Origin of the sequence: Hydrogenophaga flava NBRC 102514 (assembly GCF_001571145.1) — a bacterium.
GTDB lineage: Bacteria > Pseudomonadota > Gammaproteobacteria > Burkholderiales > Burkholderiaceae_C > Hydrogenophaga > Hydrogenophaga flava.
Map to the genome: position 1 here is coordinate 121,745 of NZ_BCTF01000009.1, position 19,455 is coordinate 141,199.

The 19,455-nt window shown below is 67.0% G+C and carries 18 protein-coding genes; 6 read left to right on the forward strand and 12 right to left on the reverse strand.

What is annotated here, in order from left to right:
• Nucleotides 1–196 precede the first annotated feature (196 nt).
• Genes HFL01S_RS10000 through HFL01S_RS10010 form a run of 3 tightly spaced genes read left to right on the forward strand, consistent with a single transcriptional unit; the run spans nucleotide 197 to nucleotide 4,154 of the window.
• Nucleotides 197–1,816, forward strand: a complete 1,620-nt coding sequence (locus HFL01S_RS10000; RefSeq protein WP_245644774.1) for a CRTAC1 family protein — start codon at nucleotides 197–199, stop codon at nucleotides 1,814–1,816.
• Nucleotides 1,813–3,186, forward strand: coding sequence for a vanadium-dependent haloperoxidase (locus HFL01S_RS10005; RefSeq protein ID WP_066257925.1), 1,374 nt, complete (start codon nucleotides 1,813–1,815; stop codon nucleotides 3,184–3,186). Before HFL01S_RS10000 ends, HFL01S_RS10005 begins: the two co-directional genes overlap by 4 nt.
• Nucleotides 3,183–4,154, forward strand: coding sequence for an aldose 1-epimerase (locus HFL01S_RS10010; protein WP_066257927.1), 972 nt, complete (start codon nucleotides 3,183–3,185; stop codon nucleotides 4,152–4,154). The genes HFL01S_RS10005 and HFL01S_RS10010 overlap by 4 nt, the downstream gene beginning before the upstream one ends.
• A 27-nt stretch (nucleotides 4,155–4,181) precedes the next feature.
• On the opposite strand, the gene HFL01S_RS10015 is transcribed toward HFL01S_RS10010, so the two are convergent.
• The 3 genes from HFL01S_RS10015 to tal are packed head-to-tail and all read right to left on the reverse strand — an operon-like array spanning nucleotide 4,182 to nucleotide 7,113.
• Entirely contained in the window at nucleotides 4,182–4,841 is a 660-nt protein-coding gene (locus HFL01S_RS10015) for a Vgb family protein (protein ID WP_066257931.1), read from the reverse strand.
• A gap of 48 nt (nucleotides 4,842–4,889) precedes the next feature.
• A complete protein-coding gene (locus tag HFL01S_RS10020) occupies nucleotides 4,890–6,128 on the reverse strand; it encodes a DNA-binding protein (RefSeq protein WP_066257933.1) in 1,239 nt (412 codons plus the stop codon).
• 43 nt (nucleotides 6,129–6,171) lie between these two features.
• Nucleotides 6,172–7,113, reverse strand: coding sequence for a transaldolase (gene tal / locus HFL01S_RS10025; RefSeq protein WP_066257935.1), 942 nt, complete (start codon nucleotides 7,111–7,113; stop codon nucleotides 6,172–6,174).
• 60 nt (nucleotides 7,114–7,173) lie between these two features.
• Between tal and HFL01S_RS10030 the strand changes: the two genes are divergently transcribed.
• Entirely contained in the window at nucleotides 7,174–8,022 is an 849-nt protein-coding gene (locus HFL01S_RS10030; protein WP_066257936.1) for a MurR/RpiR family transcriptional regulator, read from the forward strand.
• 135 nt (nucleotides 8,023–8,157) lie between these two features.
• Here HFL01S_RS10030 and HFL01S_RS10035 read toward each other — a convergent pair whose 3' ends face one another.
• The 7 genes from HFL01S_RS10035 to HFL01S_RS10065 all read right to left on the reverse strand — a co-directional run bounded on the left by HFL01S_RS10035 (nucleotide 8,158) and on the right by HFL01S_RS10065 (nucleotide 15,824).
• Entirely contained in the window at nucleotides 8,158–9,168 is a 1,011-nt protein-coding gene (locus HFL01S_RS10035) for an ABC transporter ATP-binding protein (protein ID WP_066257937.1), read from the reverse strand.
• Complete coding sequence (locus tag HFL01S_RS10040; RefSeq protein WP_066257939.1) at nucleotides 9,165–10,142, reverse strand: ABC transporter ATP-binding protein; 978 nt, start codon at nucleotides 10,140–10,142, stop codon at nucleotides 9,165–9,167. The genes HFL01S_RS10035 and HFL01S_RS10040 overlap by 4 nt, the downstream gene beginning before the upstream one ends.
• Entirely contained in the window at nucleotides 10,139–11,047 is a 909-nt protein-coding gene (locus HFL01S_RS10045; protein WP_084383202.1) for an ABC transporter permease, read from the reverse strand. The genes HFL01S_RS10040 and HFL01S_RS10045 overlap by 4 nt, the downstream gene beginning before the upstream one ends.
• A 14-nt stretch (nucleotides 11,048–11,061) precedes the next feature.
• Nucleotides 11,062–12,633, reverse strand: coding sequence for an ABC transporter substrate-binding protein (locus tag HFL01S_RS10050; protein ID WP_066257943.1), 1,572 nt, complete (start codon nucleotides 12,631–12,633; stop codon nucleotides 11,062–11,064).
• 28 nt (nucleotides 12,634–12,661) lie between these two features.
• On the reverse strand, nucleotides 12,662–13,888 hold the full coding sequence (locus tag HFL01S_RS10055) for a M20 aminoacylase family protein (RefSeq protein ID WP_066257944.1): 1,227 nt from the start codon (nucleotides 13,886–13,888) through the stop codon (nucleotides 12,662–12,664).
• Nucleotides 13,888–14,868 carry an ABC transporter permease gene (locus HFL01S_RS10060; protein WP_066257946.1) on the reverse strand — a complete coding sequence of 327 codons (981 nt, stop codon included), beginning with the start codon at nucleotides 14,866–14,868 and terminating at the stop codon, nucleotides 13,888–13,890. The genes HFL01S_RS10055 and HFL01S_RS10060 overlap by 1 nt, the downstream gene beginning before the upstream one ends.
• 143 nt (nucleotides 14,869–15,011) lie before the next feature.
• On the reverse strand, nucleotides 15,012–15,824 hold the full coding sequence (locus tag HFL01S_RS10065; protein ID WP_084383195.1) for a DUF3047 domain-containing protein: 813 nt from the start codon (nucleotides 15,822–15,824) through the stop codon (nucleotides 15,012–15,014).
• A gap of 181 nt (nucleotides 15,825–16,005) precedes the next feature.
• Between HFL01S_RS10065 and HFL01S_RS10070 the strand changes: the two genes are divergently transcribed.
• Nucleotides 16,006–16,344 carry a ComEA family DNA-binding protein gene (locus HFL01S_RS10070; protein WP_066257948.1) on the forward strand — a complete coding sequence of 113 codons (339 nt, stop codon included), beginning with the start codon at nucleotides 16,006–16,008 and terminating at the stop codon, nucleotides 16,342–16,344.
• Nucleotides 16,345–16,423: 79 nt separating this feature from the next.
• Here the strand turns inward: HFL01S_RS10070 and HFL01S_RS10075 are convergent, their stop codons facing one another.
• Together HFL01S_RS10075 and HFL01S_RS10080 are read right to left on the reverse strand one after the other, a co-directional pair.
• Nucleotides 16,424–17,344 carry a porin gene (locus HFL01S_RS10075; RefSeq protein WP_066257952.1) on the reverse strand — a complete coding sequence of 307 codons (921 nt, stop codon included), beginning with the start codon at nucleotides 17,342–17,344 and terminating at the stop codon, nucleotides 16,424–16,426.
• Nucleotides 17,345–17,579: 235 nt separating this feature from the next.
• A complete protein-coding gene (locus HFL01S_RS10080; RefSeq protein ID WP_066257953.1) occupies nucleotides 17,580–18,572 on the reverse strand; it encodes a porin in 993 nt (330 codons plus the stop codon).
• Between the two features lie 242 nt (nucleotides 18,573–18,814).
• Between HFL01S_RS10080 and coq7 the strand changes: the two genes are divergently transcribed.
• On the forward strand, nucleotides 18,815–19,453 hold the full coding sequence (gene coq7 / locus HFL01S_RS10085) for a 2-polyprenyl-3-methyl-6-methoxy-1,4-benzoquinone monooxygenase (protein WP_066257954.1): 639 nt from the start codon (nucleotides 18,815–18,817) through the stop codon (nucleotides 19,451–19,453).
• Nucleotides 19,454–19,455 lie beyond the last annotated feature (2 nt).

A 19,455-nucleotide genomic window follows, 5' to 3' on the forward strand; every position in this document is an offset into this window, starting at 1 on the left:
CTGCTTGCGGGCCGCGGTTATTGAACGGATTGGTTGGACACATCGTGCGCTGGCCCCCTCACCGGCAGCCATTTAGTACGAACGACAAACTAATTATTCGCCGCCCCGGGTGCCGGCTCCTATTGGGACAAACCCGACATAGTTTGATGATTGAACTTAATAAGATCGGTGCCGGTTCCTCCCGAAAAGGTTGTCCGTGTCCCCCCTCTCCCCGCTGCTGTCCGCCCTCTGTGCGGTCCTGTTCCTGGTGTTGCCCGGCGCCCTGCGGGCGCAGGCCGCCAGCCCGGCGGTGCCACGCTTCGTCGAAGAGACCGAAAGCGCCGGCCTGTTCAGCCGCTTCGAGGGCGAGGACGAGTACATGGTGGGCGGCGGCGTCGCCACCTTCGACTGCGACGACGACGGACTGCCCGAGCTCTACGTGACGGCCGGCGTCGGCAAGGCCCGGCTCTACCGCAACCGCAGCGCGCGCGGCGGGGCGCTGAAGCTGCAGGAATTCCGCTCGGGCTTGGAGACCACCAATGCCATTGGCGCCTACCCGCTGGACATCGACGGCGACCGCCAGACGGACCTGGTGGTGCTGCGCGTGGGGGAGGTGCAGGTGTACCGGGGCCAGGGCCAGTGCCGCTTCGAGCGCGCCAACGAGGCCTGGAACCTGCACACCGGCAACGGCTGGCACACCGCCTTCTCGGCCACCTGGGAGGCCGGGCAGACCTGGCCCACGCTGGCCATCGGCACCTACGTCGACCGCGCCAAGCCCGACTTTCCCTGGGGCAGCTGCACGCCGACGCTGTTCATCCGGCCCAAGGCAGGTGGCGGCGGCTTCGGTCCCGTGCAGCCGCTCACACCGGGCCACTGCGCGCTGTCGATGCTGTTCTCCGACTGGAACCGCTCGGGCAGCGCCGCGCTGCGCGTGAGCAACGACCGCGAGTACTACAAGGGCGGCGAGGAACAGCTCTGGCGCGTCGCCCCCGGGGCCGAACCGGTGCGCTTGGGCCCGGCCGACGGCTGGAAGCCCCTGCAGATCTGGGGCATGGGCATCGCCAGCCAGGACATCACCGGCGACGGCTACCCCGAGCTCTACCTCACCAGCATGTCCGACAACAAGCTGCAGACGCTGGAAGCCGGCGCGGCCCAGCCGCGCTACATGGACATCGCGTTCAAGCGCGGCGCCACCGCGCACCGGCCCTACGTGGGCGGCGACGTGCGCCCCTCCACCGCCTGGCACGCGCAGTTCGCCGACCTCAACAACGACGGCCGTGCCGACCTGTTCGTGGCCAAGGGCAACGTCTCGTCCATGCCCGACTTCGCGGCGCTGGACCCGAACAACCTGCTGCTGCAGAGCGCCGACGGCCAGTTCGTCGAGGCCGGCCACACCGCCGGGCTGGCCAGCGTGCTGCGCGGCCGCGGCGGCATGGTGGCCGACCTCAACGCCGACGGTCTGCTGGACGTGGTGGTGGTCAACCGCGGCGACCGGGCGCAGCTCTGGCGCCAGTTGCCACCGAGCGCGACGCCACCCGCGCACTGGCTGCAGCTGCGGCTGCAGCAGGAGGGCGGCAACCGCGACGCCATCGGCGCCTGGGTGGAGGTGCGGCAAGGCGCGGACGAGAACGCCCCGGTGCAGCGGCAGGAGCTGACCGTGGGCGGCGGCCACGCCAGCGGCCACCTGGGCTGGATGCACTTCGGCCTGGGCGGCGCCGAGCGCGCCCAGCTGCGGGTGCAATGGCCGCAGGGCGGCTGGAGCGCCTGGCAGCCGGTGGAGGCCGACCGCTTCTACACCGTCACCCCTGCGGGTCTGAACCTATGGAGAGCGCCATGATCCGCCGTCCCCTGTCGCGCGGACTGCTGTGCCTGGCCGCGCTGTGCGCCTCGGTTCCTGCCGCCCGGGCCCAGTCGCCCACCGCAGCTTCCGCCGCGGCGATGCCCTCCGCCGACGCCTACAGCGCCGAGGTCGCCACCGAGTGGTTCGGCCTGGCCCTGCTGCTGACCCAGCAGACCCCGGGCATGAGCCCGCCGGTGGCCTCGCGCGCGCTGGCCTACCTCAGCCTGGCGCTGTACGAGTCGGTGGCGCCCGGCCTGCCGGGCCAGCGCAGCCTGGCCGGCCAGCTCAACGAGCTGCAGTCGCTGCCCTGGGCGCAGCCCGATGAGCCGCTGCACTGGCCGACCGTGGCCCACACGGCGATGGCCAGCATGACGCGCATGATGTTTCCGCACGCCAGCGCCGAGAACAAAAACCGCATCGACCTGCTCGAACGCAGCCTGCCGCAGAAGCTGGCGCGCGACTTCGACCCGCAGCGGGTGAACGCCGAGGTGCGCACGCGGTCCGAGACCTTCGGCAAGCTGATGGCGATGGCCCTGATGACCTGGGCCCGCACCGACGGCGGCCACGAGGCCTGGGGGCCGCTGCGCCGCCACCAGGCCAACTACGTGCCGCCCAGCGGCGCCGGCCAGTGGTCGCCCACGCCGCCGGCCTACGCCCCGGCGCTGCTGCCCTGGTGGGGCACGGTGCGCCCGTTCGCGCTGCCCGCCGCCGACGCCTGCCCGGCGCCGCCACCGCCCGCCTATTCCGAAGAGGCCGGCTCGGTCTTCCAGCGCGAGACCGCCGAGGTCCACCGCATCAGCCAGGCCGCCACGCAGGAGCAGCGGCAGGTCTCGCTCTACTGGGCCGACGACCCGCTGAAAACGCCCACGCCTGCGGGTCACTGGTCCTTCATCGCCACCGACCAGCTCAAGACCGGCAAGGCCAGCCTGGCGCGCGCGGCCCAGGTGTACGCGCGCCTGCACCTGGCCATGGCCGACGCCTTCATCGCCACCTGGAAAACCAAGTACACGGTCAACCTGTTGCGGCCGGTGACGGCGGTGCAGCTGACCATCGACAGCCAGTGGGTCCCGACGCTGATGCACACGCCGCCGTTTCCCGAGTACCCGTCCGGCCACTCGGTGCTGTCCTCGGCCGCGGCCGGCGTGCTCGAACGCGAGTTCGGCGCCAGCACCCGCTTCACCGACAACACCCACAACGACCGCGGCTGGGGCCCGCGCAGCTTCGCCAGCTTCCGGGCCGCGGCCGACGAAGCGGCCATCTCCCGCATGTACGCCGGCATCCATTTCCGCAGCGGCATCGAAGGCGGCAAGGTCCAGGGCCGCTGCGTTGCCGAGCGCGTCATCGGCCTGTCGATGGGGGCGCGATGACGGCCAGCACATCGACCGTGCCCACCAGCCGCTGCGGCGACCACACCGTGCACTGGCTAGACGACGGGCGCCAGCGCCTGGGCCTGGTGCCGGGCTTTGGTGGCAGTGTCGCCGCCTGGCTGCTGCACCCGCAGGCCGGCGCGGCGCCGCGCCAGCCCGAGGTGCCCTTCCACCTCTGGCGCCCCTGGTTCGGCGACCCCGATCCGTTCAGCGTGGCCTCGCTGCCCCTGGTGCCCTGGTCCAACCGCATCAGCGGCGGCGGCTTCGAGCAGGACGGCGTGTTCCACCCGCTGGCGCCCAACCGCGCCGGTGAGGCCTGCCCCATCCACGGTGAGGGCTGGCTGCAGGCCTGGGATGTGGTCGCCCACGACGAGCGACAGATCGAACTGCGGCTGTCCTCGCGCCACTTCATGGGCAGCCCCTACGACTACATCGCCACGCAGCGCTACCAGCTGCTGCCCGACGGCATCGAACAAACCCTGTCGGTGACCCACCGGGGCGTTGCGCCCCTGCCCTACGGCCTCGGGCAGCACCCCTGGTTGCTGCGCACACCGGGCACCCGGGTGCAGGCCCGGGTCAGCGGCGTCTGGCTCAGCCACCCCGACCGCCTGCCCCGCGCCCACACGGCCGTGCCACCGGACTGGGACCTGAGCGCTGGCATCGAGGCCCACGGGCCGCTGATCGACAACGCCTTCACCGGCTGGGACGGCACGGCGCGCATCGAATGGCCGGAAAGCGGCTGGGCCCTGACCGTGGAAGACACCACGCCGACGAGCGATGGCTGCCTGCTGCTGTTCCGGCCCGAGGCCGGGCCGAGCTTCTGCGTGGAACCGGTCAGCCACCCGATCGACGCGGTGCACCTGTCGGGCCAGCCCGGGCTGCGCCAGCTCGGGCCGGGCGGGTCGATGACCCAGCGCCTGCGGTGGCGGTTTGCCCGACTCCATGCCGATGCGGCAGCCAGGCCCTGACCGGCGCGGTCTGTCTGGGCCCCTGCATCAGGCGGTCTGGCGGGTCGTGGGACGGCGCACCGCGCGCACCTTGCCGCTGCCACCGCCGCCGCAATAGAAGAGGTCGCCGCCGTCGGATTCGAGCCCGCTGACCCCGGTACCCGCCGGCATCTGCAGGCGCTGCAGCACCGTGCCGTCGACCGGATCGATGCGGCGCAGCTCGCTCTCTTCGGCCTCCCAGGTGCCGTGCCAGAGCTCGCCGTCCACCCAGGTGACCCCGGTGACGAAGCGGTTCGACTCGATGGTGCGCAGCACTTGGCCGGTGCCGGGGTCGATCTGGAAGATCTTGCGGTCCCGGTACTGGCCCACCCACAGGCTGCCCTCGGCCCAGGTCAGGCCCGAGTCCATGCCTCCACCTGGCGCTGGGATGGAGGCCAGCACCTGGCCGGTGGCGGGGTCGATCTTGTCGATGCGCGCTTCGGCGATCTGGTAGAGGTGCTGGCCATCGAACGCAGTGCCTGCGTCGCAGGCCTGTTCGATGCGCTGCACGGTCTCGCCACTTGCAGGATCGAACGCCACCATGCGCGGGCCGATGGCGGCCCACACGCGCTGACCATCGTGTGTGACGCCGTGAACGGTGGGAGAGCCGTCGAACGGACCGTACTCACGCACGATCTCGGCGGCCAGGAGGGGAGGATTGCGGCTCATCGATGCTCCTTGGTTGAAGGCGCCAGGAGCGGCGCCATGAGGAGCACTCTAGTGAAGCGGCAGCGCAGTGGGGAGTAACAAGATCGTCGTGAATCCTGCGGAAGCAGCAATCGGTGGCACCAGCCAGCGCCGCGCCCGCCCCTGCCCCACACAGCGCACGCGCTGCCCGACCAGCAGCTCGGCCAGCGCGCGCTGCACGGTGCGCTGGCTCGCACCCAGCGCCAGCGCCAGCGCCGAGGTGGACCAGGCCGCGCCATCGGCCAGCAGGGCCAGCAGCGAGGCCTGTGCACCGTCGATGGGCGGGGCCAACACCACCACGGGCCGCCCGTGCGCGGGCCGCAGCTGAAAGCCGCGCGCGGTGGCATCGATGGTCGCCATGCCTGCGGCCAAGGCCCGCAGGCGGCCGATCTCCACCCGCAGGCGCGCACGGTGCGTGTCGTCGGGTCGGCGCGTGCGAAAGGCACGGGCAATCAATGCCTCGCGGGGCACGTCGGCGGGCCAGGCTTCGGCCAAGGCCTGCGCCAGCGTGAACAGCACCGGCCGGCTGGCCAGCGGCACCCAGCGCCCGTCCAGGCTCAGGCCGCGGCGGCAGGCGTCGATCACCAGCGAGGGCGACGCCAGCAGGGTCTCCACATCGGACAGGCGCAGCAACGCCTCGCCCTGCGCACCCAGGCGCCGCGCTGCGGGCTGGTCCAGCGCTGCCAGCGCTTCGTCCACCTCGGCCTGCAGCGCGGGCACCTGCGCGCGCTGCGCCGCCCGCTGCGCGCGCAACAGCGCCTCGCGCGCCGGGCCCGTGCGCAGTGAGCGCAACGACAACTCCGCGCCGGCCAGGCCCGCCACCGCCGCCAGCAACGGCGGCAGGCTCGGCACGTCCACCCGCGCCAGCCAGGCCGCGGCCTCGTCCAGCCGCCCCATCAACAGGCAGCCTCGCACCGCCACCAGTTGCGCCTGCGAGGCGTTGGTCTCATCTCCGCGCGCTGACAGCGTGGCCGCCGCCTGCTCCAGCGCATGCAGCATGCGCGGCGTCGCGGCCAGCTCGCGCATCGCCAGCGCCACCTCGGCCTCGGCCACGACACAGCGCGCCCGCGACAGCGCCTCGCGCGCGCCGAAGCCCCGCACGGCCAACCGCAACAGCTCGCGCGAACGCGGGTAGTCGCCCAGCTGCGCCATCGCAATGCCGCGCAAGGCCAGGGCCGGCGCATCGTGGCGCAAGGCCACGCGTTTGAGTGCCGACAGTGCATCACCCGCGGCCAGCGCGCGGGCGGCGGCGGTGAGCAGGGAGTCCATGGGGAAGCGGGCCGAGCCCGGTGTGGATCGGCGGCCCCGCCCCTCAGCGCATCATCGCTTCGAGCTTGATCGTGTCGGCCACGAAGGCGCGGATGCCTTCGGACAGCTTCTCGGTGGCCATCGCGTCCTCGTTCAGCGCGAAGCGGAAGGCGGCCTCGTCGTACTGCACGAACGGGATGTCCATGGCATGGGCCGCGCCGGCGTCCAGGGCCCTGGCCAGCGGGGCCTCGCTGGCCTGCAGCTGCGCCAGCAGGTCGGGGCTGATGGTGAGCAGGTCGCAACCGGCGAGTGCAGTGATCTGGCCCACGTTGCGGAAGCTCGCGCCCATCACCTCGGTGGCGATGCCGTGCTTCTTGTAGAAGTTATAGATCGCGCGCACCGACTGCACGCCCGGGTCGTTGGCGCCGGCCATAGCGGCCTCGTCCCACTTCGCGCCGGCCTGCTTCTTGTACCAGTCGTAGATGCGGCCGACGAAGGGCGAGATCAGCTGCACCTTGGCCTGGCCGCAGGCCACGGCCTGACAGAACGAGAACAGCAGCGTCAGGTTGGTGTGGATGCCGTCGCGCTCCAGCCGTGCCGCCGCCTGGATGCCCTCCCAGGTCGAGGCGATCTTGATAAGGATGCGGTCCACATGCACACCCTCGCCCTGGTAGAGGTCGATGATGCGGCGCGCGCGCGTCACGGTGGCCTCGGTGTCGAAGCTCAGGCGGGCATCCACTTCGGTGGACACCCGGCCGGGCACGTGCTTGAGGATCTCGATGCCAAACGCCACCAGCAGGCGGTTCATCACCTCATCGCTCCCCTGGCTGCCGTATTTCGACACCGCGTCCTGCAGCAGGTGCGCGTATTCGGGTTTCTGCACCGCCTTGAGGATCAGCGACGGGTTGGTCGTCGCGTCGCGCGGTGAATAGGCGGCGATCTGGTTGAAATCGCCGGTGTCGGCGACCACGGTGGTGAGCTGCTTGAGGGCATCGAGCTGGTTCATCGGTCTCTCTCAGGGTTGTCGAGGTTTCACAGAAAGATGTAACTGGGTTACCATTTTCGCATGCTTGACCGAATCAGAGCCTCCATGCCCTCACTGGCGCCCGCGGAACAACGCGTGGGCAAACTCGTGCTGCTCGACCCGCGCAGCTTCGCCAGCCTGCCGGTCTCCGAACTGGCCGACCGCGCGCACGTGAGCAAACCGACCGTGGTGCGCTTCTGCCGCAGCATGGGCTACGACGGCCTGTCCGACTTCAAGCTCAAGCTGGCCGGCACCGTCAGCGAAGGCGTGCCCTTCATCCACCGCAGCGTGGACGTGGACGACAAGGTCAGCGACGTGCTGGTCAAGGTGATCGACAACACGGTGGCGGCCTTCCTCAAGTACCGCAACGACGCCTCGACGCACTCCATAGAGAAGGCCGTCGACGCGCTGCTGACCACCTACAAGAACAAGGGCCGCATCGAGTTCTACGGCGCCGGCAACTCGGGCATCGTGGCGCAGGACGCGCAGCACAAGTTCTTCCGCCTGGGCATCAACGCCATCGCCTACAGCGACGGCCACATGCAGGTGATGAGCGCCTCGCTGCTGGGTCCGGGCGACTGCCTGGTGACCGTCTCCAACTCGGGCCGCACGCGCGACCTGATGGACGCCGCCGACATCGCGCGCAAGCACGGCGCAACCGTCATCACCGTCACCGCCAGCGGGTCGCCCCTGGCCACAGCCGGCCACATCCACCTGGCCGCCGACCACCCCGAAGGCTACGACCGCTACAGCCCCATGACCTCGCGCCTGATGCACCTGATGGTGATCGACGTGGTGGCGACCTGCCTGGCCCTGCGCATCGGCGGCAACAAACTGCAGCCGCTGCTGAAGGAAATGAAGAACAACCTCCGGAGCAAAAGGTACGCATGACCGTGCGGGCAGGAAGCACAGGAGGACGGCGGGTGCTCCCCGCAGCGAAATAAAGGAGGAGGCCCGCGCAGCGGGCCGGGGGACATTCGCGGAGGGGAACGCCCGTCGTCCGCGCCAACGCCCACCCGCCTCCGATCAGATCCGCCCCTCTTCAACCGCGTGGCAGGCCACCCGCACACCGCCAATGGCATGCAACACCGGCCTCTCAACCCGGCAGCGTTCGTTCGCATGCGGACAGCGCGGATTGAACGCACACCCGGCCGGCGGGTCCAGCGGGTTCGGCACCTCGCCCTGCACCGGCGTGCGCGCCCGGCCGGTGTCGTGGATCTTCGGAATCGCGTCCAGCAGCATGCGCGTGTACGGGTGCCGCGGGCTGTCGAACAGCGTGTGCTTGTCGGCCAGTTCCACCAAGCGCCCGAGGTACATCACCCCCACCTGGTCGCTCACATGCCGCACCACCGCCAGGTTGTGGCTGATGAACAGGTAGGTCAGGCCCTGCCGGCGCTGCAGGTCCTTCATGATGTTGAGCACCTGCGCCTGCACGCTCACGTCCAGCGCCGAAGTCGGCTCGTCGCAGACCAGGAACTCCGGGTGTGTGGCCAGGGCGCGCGCGATGGAAATGCGCTGGCGCTGCCCGCCCGAGAACTGGTGGGGGAACCTGGACGCGTCCAGCGGTGACAGCCCCACCGACTGCAGCAGCTCGCCCACCCGCTCGCGCAGCTCGCCGGCCCCCGAGAGCAGGCCATGCTCGACCAGCGGCTCGGCCACGATGTCCTGCACCCGCCAGCGCGGGTTCAGGCTGGCGTACGGGTCCTGGAAGATCATCTGGATGCGGCGCCGCAGCTGCCGCCCCTGCGGCGTCCTGAACGCGGCGTGCGCGTCCTGCCCGTCGAACTGGAAGCCGCCGCGCGTCGGCGCGTACAGGCCCACCAGCAGGCGGGCCACGGTGCTCTTGCCGCAGCCTGATTCGCCCACCAGCGCCAGCGTCTGGCCGCGCTGAATGTCAAAGCTCACCCCGTCCACCGCGCGCAGCAGCTGGCGCGGGCGCCGCTCCAGCACGCGGTTGAGCCAGGGCGCCGAGACGTCGAAAGTCTTGGCCAGGTCGGTGGCGCGCACCAGCGGCTGCGCAGCGGTGGCATCGCTCACGACGAGCCTCCTGTGGCATCGGCATGCAACCAGCACGCCGCCCGCGTCGTCCCGGCCGCCATCAGGTCGGGCCGCTGCGCATGGCAGCGGTCGAACGCGCGGTCGCAGCGCGGATGGAAGGCGCAGCCCGCCGGAATGGCATTGAGCCGCGGCATGGCGCCGTCGATCTGGTGCAGGCGCTCGCGGTCCTGGGTCATGTCGGGAATGCAGGCCATCAGGCCTGCGGTGTAGGGGTGCGACGGCCGGTGGATCACGTCGTGCACCGGCCCGATCTCGACCACGCGGCCGGCGTACATCACGGCCACACGGTCGCAGGTCTCGGCGATCACGCCCATGTCGTGCGTGATCAGCATCACCGCCGCGCCGCGCTCGCGGCAGATGGTCTTGAGCAAGGTGATGATCTGCGCCTGGATCGACACGTCCAATGCGGTCGTCGGCTCGTCGGCCACGATCAGCTTGGGCTCGGCCGCCAGCGCGAGCGCGATCACCACCCGCTGGCGCATGCCACCGGAAAACTGGTGCGGGTGGTGGTCGATGCGCTGCTCGGCGGCCGGGATGCCGGTGTCGCGCAGCAGCTGGATCGCCCGCTCGCGCGCCTCGGCCTGGCTCACCGGCAAGTGGGTGCGAATGGTTTCGGTCAGCTGGCGACCCACCGTGTACAGCGGGTTCAGCGAGGTCAGTGGGTCCTGGAAGATCGCGCCGATCCGCCGCCCGCGCACCTTGCGCAACTCGGCAAACGGCAGGTTGTCGATGCGGCGCCCCTCAAGCAACACCTCGCCGCCCGCGATGCGCCCCGGCGGCTCCAGCAGGCCGATGATGGACGCGCCCGTGAGCGACTTGCCCGCGCCCGACTCGCCCACCACGCCCAGGATCTCTCCGGGCGCGATGTCGAAGGACACATCGTCCAGCGCGCGCAGCGTGCCGCGGCGGTGCGGGAACTCGACGACCAGGTTCTTGACTTGCAGCAGGCTCATCGAAGTTTGGGGTTGAGGGCGTCGCGCAGCCAGTCGCCCAGCAGGTTCACCGAGAGCGCGATCAGCACCAGCATGGCGCCGGGGAATACCGTGATCCACCACTCGCCGGAGAACAGGTAGTCGTTGCCGACCCGGATCAGCGTGCCCAGCGAGGGCGCAGTGATCGGCGCGCCGACGCCGAGGAAGGACAGCGTGGCTTCGATGATGATGGCGGTCGCCACCTGGATGGTGGCCAGCACCAGCACCGGCCCCATCACGTTGGGCAGCACGTGCCGGCGCATGATGCGCAGCGGCGGCACGCCCGTGACCCGCGCGGCCTGCACATACTCCTTGTTGCGCTCGACCAGGGTGGAACCGCGCACCGTGCGTGCGTACTGCACCCAGCCCGTCAACGTGATGGCCAGCACCAGCACGCCGAACGCGAGCTCGTCCTGCGAGTTGGGAAACAGCGCCCGGCCCACGCCCGCGATGAGCAGGGCCACCAGGATCGGCGGGAACGAGAGCATCACGTCGCACAGGCGCATGAGGAAGGCGTCCACCCAACCGTCGAGGAAACCGGCGAGCAGGCCCAGCAGCACCCCGATCAGCACCGACAGCACGACCGAGGTCAGGCCCACCGCCAGCGAGATGCGGGCGCCGTACATCAGCGCCGACAGGATGTCGCGCCCCTGGTCCTCCGTGCCCAGCAGGAAGGCGGGGTTGCCGCCCTCCATCCAGGCCGGCGGCAGGCGCGCATTGCTCAGCTCCAGCGTCGCCAGGTCGAAGGGGTTGTGCGGCGCCACCCAGGGGGCGAACACCGAGCAGAACACGCAGACGAAGGCGATCAGCGCCGCCACCATGGCGGTGGGCGACGAGCGGAAGCTGTGGCCGACGTCGCCGTCTAGCCAGCGTCGAATGGCGGCGATCAAGGCTCAGCCGATCACTTCACCGAGATGAAGCGGAACGGCATGAAGTTGTCCGCCAGCTGGACCAGCTGCACGTTGCTGGCCACGCCCCAGGCCAGGGCCTGCTGGTGCAGCGGCAGATGCCCGACATCGTCGGCATGCAGCTTGAACGCCTCCTTGATCATCGCGTCGCGCTTGGGCTTGTCGGTCTCCGACTGGATCTTGTTGGTCAGCTCGTCGACCTTCGGGTTGCAGTAGGCGCCGAGGTTGAACTGGCCACTGCCCTTGTCGTCGACGCAGCGCATCAGCGCGTTCAGCGCGTTGTGCGAGTCGTAGGTGCCCGGCGTCCAGCCCAGCAGGTAGAAGCTGGTGTCGCGCTTGAGGATCTTGGGGAAATAGGTGCCCTTGGTCTCGGCCTGCAGGTTGACCTTCACGCCGATCTTCGCGAGGTTCGCGGCCACAGCCTGGCAGATGTCGCCGTCGTTCACATAGCGGTCGTTGGGACAGTTCATCGCCACCTCGAAACCGCTGGGGTAGCCGGCGTCGGCCAGCAGCTTCTTGGCGGCCTCGGGGTCGTAGGGCAGGCGGGTGTTCATCGCAGCATCAAAGCCGTTGATGCCGGGGCCGACCATCAGCGCCGTGGGCTTGGAGGCGCCCCGCATCACCACGCGCTGGATGGTGTTGATGTCGATGGCCTGGTAGAAGGCCTGGCGCACGCGCTTGTCCTTGAACGGGTTCTTGCCCTTCACGCTGGAGTACAGCAGCTCGTCGCGCTTCTGGTCCATGCCCAGGAAGATGGTGCGCAGCTCCGGCCCCTGCAGCACCTTGGATTTGCCGCTGGCGTTGATGCGCGCCACGTCCTGCAGCGGCACCGGTTCGATCACATCCACCTGGCCGGACAGCAGGGCGGCCACGCGGGTGGCGTCGTTGCCGATCGGCGTGTACTCCACGTTCACCACGTTGCCTTCGATCTTGCCCCAGTAGCTGCCGTTGCGAACAAAGCTGGTCTTCACGTTGGGCTGGCGCTCGCGCAGGCGGTACGGGCCGGTGCCGTTGGAGCGGAAGGAGGCCGCGTTCTCGATGCCCTTGCGGCGGTCCACTGGCCGGGTGGCCTGGTTCTCCTCTGCCCATGGCTTGCTCATGATGTAGACCAGCGCCAGCAGGTCGGGCAGGATGGGGAACGGCGTTGTCGTCTCGATCTCGATCGTGGACTCACCCACCTTGCGGACGGCCTTGAAGTCGTTGGTGTAGCTCTTCATGTCGGACCCTTCGCCCGCCGCTCGGGCAAAGGAGAACAGCACGTCATCGGCCGTGAACGGCTTGCCGTCGTGGAACTTCACTCCCTTGCGCAGTTCGAAGCGCCACACCGTCGGCGAGGTCTGCTTCCAGCTGGTGGCCAGTGCCGGCACGAGCTTGAGGTCCTTGTCCCGGCCCACGAGCCCTTCGTAGACGTTGCCCGTGACGCTCAGCTGCAGGGATTCGTTGAGCGAGTGCGGGTCCATCGACAAGGCGTCGCCCTGGTTGCCGATGCGCACCGTCTGCGCCACCGCCGTGCCCGCGATGGCGGCCAGCGCGATGGAGGCGATCAGCGAATGCTTGAAGTTCATGGTTTCTCCTGGTCGGTTGGATGAAAGCTCAGGGGGTTTCTTCGGACAGGGGCATGCCCTGTTCGATCAGGCTGGCGTGCAGGGCCGCGCCCAGCGGCAGCACCTCGTCGTTGAAATCGTAGCGGCTGTTGTGCAGGAAGCAGCTGCCTTCCCCGCCCTGCCCCAGCCGCAGGTAGGCGCCGGGCTTGACCTGCAGCATGAAGGAAAAATCTTCGGCCCCCATGCTCGGATCCATCTCCGCGTCCACATGCTCGTCGCCCACCAGTTCGCGCGCCACGCGGGTGGCGAACCGGGCCTCGTCGGGCGTGTTGATGGTGGCGGGGTAGATGCGCTCGTAGCGGACATGCGCCGAAGCCCCCAGGCCCAGCGCCACCCCGGAACACACCTCGTTCAGCCGCCGCTCGACCAGCGACTGGATCTCGGGACTGAAGGTGCGCACAGTCCCCACCATCGTCGCCTTGCCGGGCACCACGCTGAAGGCCCCTGGATCGCCTGCCTGCATCGAGCACAGGCTGATGACCGCGTTGTCGATGGCCCGCACATTGCGCGAGACGATGCTCTGCACGGCCGTGATGATGTGGGCCGACACCAGCACCGGGTCCACCGTGAGGTAGGGGTGCGCACCGTGGCCACCCTTGCCGGTGACCTCGATGGTGATGCGGTCGGCCGCGGCCATCATCGGCCCCGGATTCACGCCCACCGTGCCGGGCCGCATCTGCGGCCAGTTGTGCATGGCGTAGACCGACTGCACCGGAAAGCGCTCGAACAGGCCGTCTTCGATCATCGCTTTGGCGCCGGCAAAGCCTTCCTCACCCGGCTGGAAAATCAGAACGGCCGTGCCGTCGAAGCGCCGGGTCTCGGCCAGGTAGCGCGCTGCGCCGATCAGCATGGCGGTGTGCCCGTCGTGTCCGCAGCCGTGCATCAGGCCCAGCCGCGTCGACTTCCAGGCGAAGTCGTTGAGCTCGGTCATTGGCAGCGCGTCCATGTCGGCGCGCAGGCCGATCATCCGCCCGCTGTCCCGGCGGCGCCCGTGGATCAGCGCCACCACGCCGGTCTTGCCGATCTGTGTGTGGATCTCGTCCACACCGCAGACCTTGAGGGACTCGACCACCCGCCGGGCGGTGTAGTGCTCCTCGAAACCGAGTTCCGGGTGGGCGTGCAGCTCGCGGCGCAGCGCCGTCAGTTCAGGGTGCATGGCCGCGATGTGGGCGAACGCGCGGCCATGGGCACGGATGCGGGAGGTGTGGGGCATCATCAGTGGGCTCCGGCCCTTTCAATGCGCAAACGGGGATCGACAGCGAAATAGAGCAGGTCGACCACCAGGTTGATCACGACAAAGATCAATGCGATCAGACAGAGATAGGCCGCCATCACCGGGACGTCGGCGAAGGTCACGGCCTGGATGAACAACAGCCCCATGCCCGGCCACTGGAACACCGTCTCGGTGATGATGGCAAAGGCGATCAGGCCGCCAAGCTGCAGACCAGTGATGGTCATCACGGGCACCAGAGTGTTCTTCAGCGCATGGCCGAAGTGCACCGCCCGGTTGGTCAGCCCACGGGCGCGGGCGAACTTGATGTAGTCGGTGCGCAGCACCTCCAGCATCTCCGCCCGGACCAGCCGCATGATCAGCGTGAGCTGGAAAATCGCCAGGGTCAGCGCCGGCAGGACGATGTGGTGCCATCCCTTGGCGGTGAGCAGCCCGCTGCTCCACCACCCCAGCTGCACCACGTCACCGCGACCGAAGCTCGGGAACCAGCCCAGGTTCACAGCAAACACCAGGATCAGCAGGATGCCGATCAGGAATGTCGGCAGGGACACCCCGAGCAGCGAGACGGTCATGAAGAGCTGGCTTACAAAGGTGCCGCGCTTGAGGGCTGCATACACACCCATCGGAATGCCCAGCAACAGCGAGAGCAAGGCAGCCACCAGCGCCAGTTCCACGGTAGCGGGCAGGCGCTCGGCGATCAGACGCGAGACCTTGGCCCCCTGGCGCAGGCTGATGCCGAACTCGCCCTGCACCGCATTGACCAGGAAGTGCCAGAACTGCACCACCACGGGCTGGTCCAGCCCAAGATCGGCGCGGAGGTTTCTGATCTGCTCCGGCGTGGCGTCCTGGCCCAGCAGAAACACCACCGGATCACCCACATACTGGAACAGCATGAAGGCGATGAACGCCACGCTGACCATGACGAGCACCGCCTGGGCCATGCGTCGTAAAACAAATGCAAGCATGAATGACGATCTGAGACGCTTGGCTGGGACATTGGCCGCACCCACAAAGGGCAGCCGCAGAACGCACGAAGACTTTGCAACAACTGTTCCAGCCACCCAAGCGTGCTAACCCTATGGGGCGCTCGAGCAGGATGCCACAAGACTCAGCGAGCGGTGAGGGTCATGCGGCCATACCAGGCACGCAAGCTGGACTGGGTATTGTCGGTGTCGGTCATGATGGCGACTGCCCGCAAAGGTCCAGGCTCCTCCCCAAAGGCCCGGACAAAATCTGCGCGGATGTTTCTTTGGTAGTCCCGCCAGTGGCCCACCTGCTTCGCGCCGCTCTCCACCACCACCTTGCGGATGCGGTCGGTTCGTGCGTTGACGATGACCGTCTCCGGGGCATCGTGGTTCGCCCAGACGTACATCAGCGTGGCATAGGGCAACTCTTCCCCCGTAAGCAGACGACTCATTTCGGACATGCGGTGGTTGCGCCCCGTCCACTTGCTGCGGTCGCCGTCGAACGACAGCAGAATCCGGACAGGCGCATCGTCCTTACCCGCCTCCCCCAGACGCGCATCGCCGGGAAGACCATCGACCTTCCACGAGAACGCAATCCGGTCGACATCTGGAAGGGCTTTGTCGAACCGCTTGCGCAGGATGCTGACCGAGCCATCGGCGATCACCGACAGCGCCGCACCCGCTGGTTGCTTGGCCAACTCGAAAGCGGCGAAACGCTTCCCTGGCAAAAGAAAGGGTTGCCAGGCATCTCCACCAGGCGGTGTTTTCAGCAACTCATCGACAGCCGTCCGCCACTCCGCCTGCTGATGCAAGCCCACATCACGACCCGGTGATTCGGGCAGGGCTGCCCCTCGTTCTTCAAACTGAGGGGCGTGCGTCGCACAGGCCACAAGCAGCAAGGTCGCCGCCACGACCGGCAACGCCCTGATCAACCGGTTTTTCGTTGCGCCGCGCATTCATACCCCACGAACATTGTTTCTGCGACAAAAGGTAACTGCACTCCAGTCTATCGCCTCTGGGCCGCGCGTACCCCGCTCTGGGGAAGTCAAAAACTAGGTCATTCGATATATTTTTTGCCGTGGGTATGCCAACGCACCCACGTCAAACGCTGTCACTTTCACTTTTCAGGAGGAATTTATGTACAAGAAACTGTTGTCCCTGTTCATCGCGGCGTTCGCAGCCACGTCATTTGCGGCCGTGGATGTCAACACCGCCAATCCGGCCGATCTGGACAGCATCAAAGGCATCGGCCCGGGCACCTCGACCAAGATCCTTGAAGTCCGCCAGAACGGTAAGTTCAAGGACTGGGCAGACCTGATTGAACGCATGCCCGGCATTGGCGAGAAGCGGGCAGCCAAGCTGTCTGCAGAAGGTCTCACGGTCAACGGTGAGGCCTTCAAACCCGTTGCAACCACCAAGTCACCATCCACCGACAAGGCCGTCAAGACAGGTGCCGCTCCAGCCACCAAACAGTAAACAACCAGCAATAAAAAAGCCACTTGGCAGTGCCAAGTGGCTTTTTACTTTCAGACTCAAGCGGCCGAAGCCGCTGTCATCAGAAGGTGTGCTTCAGGCCAAAGCCGTAGCGGGTGTCGGGACCGGTGTTCTTCGTGTCCAGGAAACCGCCGTAAACGGTGGTGCGCTTGGACAGCGAGTAAGCAACGCCCAGACCCAGGCCGGACAGGCGCTCAGCACCGTCGGTCTTGGAGGAGGCATAACCAGCGGACAGCACCAGGTTGGCACCCAGCGGCACGTCGGCACCGAAGGACAGGTCGGTGGTCTTGACGCTACCGGCCTTCACGTTGCCGTAGCCAGCCAGCAGCTTGGCGGCGCCCAGATCATACGAACCGTTCAGGCGGGTGAACTTGGTGTCGCCAGTGGCGGTCTTGTCCACTTGGTAAGCGACGCCAGCGTAGACCGGGCCACCTTCGTACTTGACGTGGAAAGCGTTGGACTGGTTGCCCGAACCTTCCTTCAGGTTGGTGCTGAAAGCACCGCTGACACCGCCCATAGCAGGCGAAGCGTAGTAGATGCCGTTGGACGGGTTGGCTGCGTAGCCGGTGCTGGCCCAGACCGAGTTGTTCGGCGACAGAACAGAGTCGAACACCGGGTTGGTGGCGCCAGAGATGTCGTCATAGGCGGTCCAGATGCGACCCAGCTTGAACTCACCGAAGCCACCGGACAGGCCAACATAGGCTTGGCGGTTGAACGAAGAGCCTTCTTCGCCTTGCTTGCCGGTGTCAATCTTGAAACCGTGCTCCAGCAGGAAGTTGGCCTTCAGGCCACCACCCAGGTCTTCCGTGCCCTTGAAGCCCAGACGGCTACCGCTCACACCACCCGAGGTCAGAGCAGCGGACACGCCCTTGTCCTTGTGCAGCACAGCGTCGGCAACGCCGTAGACGCTGACGGAGGATTGGGCTTGGGCCACGCCGGCCACCGAACCCAGAACGGCAAGAGCAATCAGAGATTTCTTCATATCAACATCCTTTAATGCTGGGCTTTGCAGCCCGGTTGAGAAACTGACTCTTCATGGTAGCGCGAGCCATCTCGCACTTCGAGGGAAAACCCGTAAAAAGATAGCAAGCTGTGGGATTTTGGCGACATGCCGAAGTCACAGATACCGGAGGTCAGGCATAGGAATCAAAAAGGCCTGTCTTGTTCCCAAGACAGGCCTGAATTTCTTACATCAACCGGCATCCGCCGGCGAATGATCAGAAGTTGTGGTGCAGGGACACGTCGAAGCCAGACTGCTTCTTGCCGGTGACCGAGCTGACAGCCTTGCTGTCACGACCGTAGGTGGTCTCCAGAGCGGTGCGCTTGCTCAGCGGGTAGATGTAGCCCAGGCCCAGCTTCTGGTTGGTCTTCACGCCAGTGGTCTTGTTCTTGGCGGTGGCCAGACCAACTTGCACACGACCAGGACCTGCGGGAATGGTGGCACCCAGCAGCACACCTTCGGTCTTCACACCAGCGGCGCTCTTGGTATTGCCAAGGCCGAAGGCAAGCTTCGCCACACCCAGGTCGTAGGTTGCGTAGGCGTTGGTCAGCGTGCCAGGAACACCCTTCTCGGTACCGAAACCAACGTCCAGAGGACCATTCGCGTAGCCGATGGCGATGCTGTTTTGTGCCTTGGCGGCACCTTCCTTCAGGCCTGTAGAGACAGCAACGTTCACACCGCTGAAGCTGCCGCTGTAGTGAATCACGTTGGCCGTACGGATGAAGCCAGGCAGCGTGGTGGTCTGCATACCGACACCACGCAGGGCACCAGCACCGTCGCCGCCGAAAGGATCAGGCTTGTTGTTGGCACCCAGGAAGAGAGCGCTGTAGTAGCGACCCAGACGGATTTCACCGAAACCACCTGCCAGACCCACGGTGGACATACCGTTCCACATCGTAGAACTCGACGGAGTGACCACACCGGTCGTCGGGTTGGTGGAACCGGCCACGAAAGTTGCATCAGCGCCGGTGTCGGGGCGGAAACGGTGCTCGATCTGGAACTTGGCCTTCAAACCACCGCCGAGATCCTCTTCACCGCGGAAACCCAGGCGGCTGCCGTGGATGTCATCCAGCGCTGCTTTGTCGTTCTTGGTGCCGATGCTCGACTTCTCCAGGCTCACGTTGACCTTGCCGTAGATCGTCACGGAGGACTGGGCGAACGCAACACCAGTGGCAGCCACAGCGGCCAGAGCAATCAGGGTCTTTTTCATTGAGGGTATCTCCAAGGTTGATGAATGGGCCGGTGGTCTGAGCCCCCGAGCCAACCTCCGTTACTGGAAGTGTCTTCATTGCACCAGAAGGACTTTGGGGGCGCAAAGCTTTCGGCCGTGTTTGTCGTTCATGGACAACAAGGAAAAGCCCTTATTCGGGCGACTACCTAGAACATTAGTAATCATCTTTATGCAGATCATCGAGCGACAATCCATTTGCCAACTTTCATGACCGAAAACCCATGGACTCTCTTCTGGTTGCTGCCGACTCGGCCTTGCGAACCCTCTTTGCACAGCCGCGCGCGACTCGGCCTTGCAACACAGTGGCTGAAACCCAGAACACTCATCTGAGTGCGAAGGACAAGGCGATATCTGGTGCGCTGATGCGCGTGAACCACGTCGGCGAGGTCTGCGCACAAGCGCTCTACACCGCTCAGGCCATGGCTGCGCGCAACAGCACCCATCCACAACGAGAACGGCTGGCGCAACAACTGGAAGCGGCCGGACGGGAAGAGACCGACCATCTTGCCTGGACACGGGAGCGCCTGGACGAACTGGGCACCCACCCGTCCCTCCTCAACCCGCTGTGGTATGCAGGGGCGTTCGGAATCGGCCTGCTCGCCGGACGGATGGGGCCTGGCGTCAGCCTGGGGTTTGTGGTGGAAACCGAGCGCCAGGTCGAGGAGCACTTGGCCTCTCATATGGACCGGCTGCCCACCTCGGACCTCGCCTCACGGGCTATCGTGGCTCAGATGAAGGCCGATGAAGCTAGGCATGCCCGGGAAGCACAGCATGCGGGCGCCGCGGAACTTCCTTTGCCGGTCAAACTGCTCATGAAAACGGCAGCGAAGGTGATGACCACCGTGGCCCACCGGATCTGAGC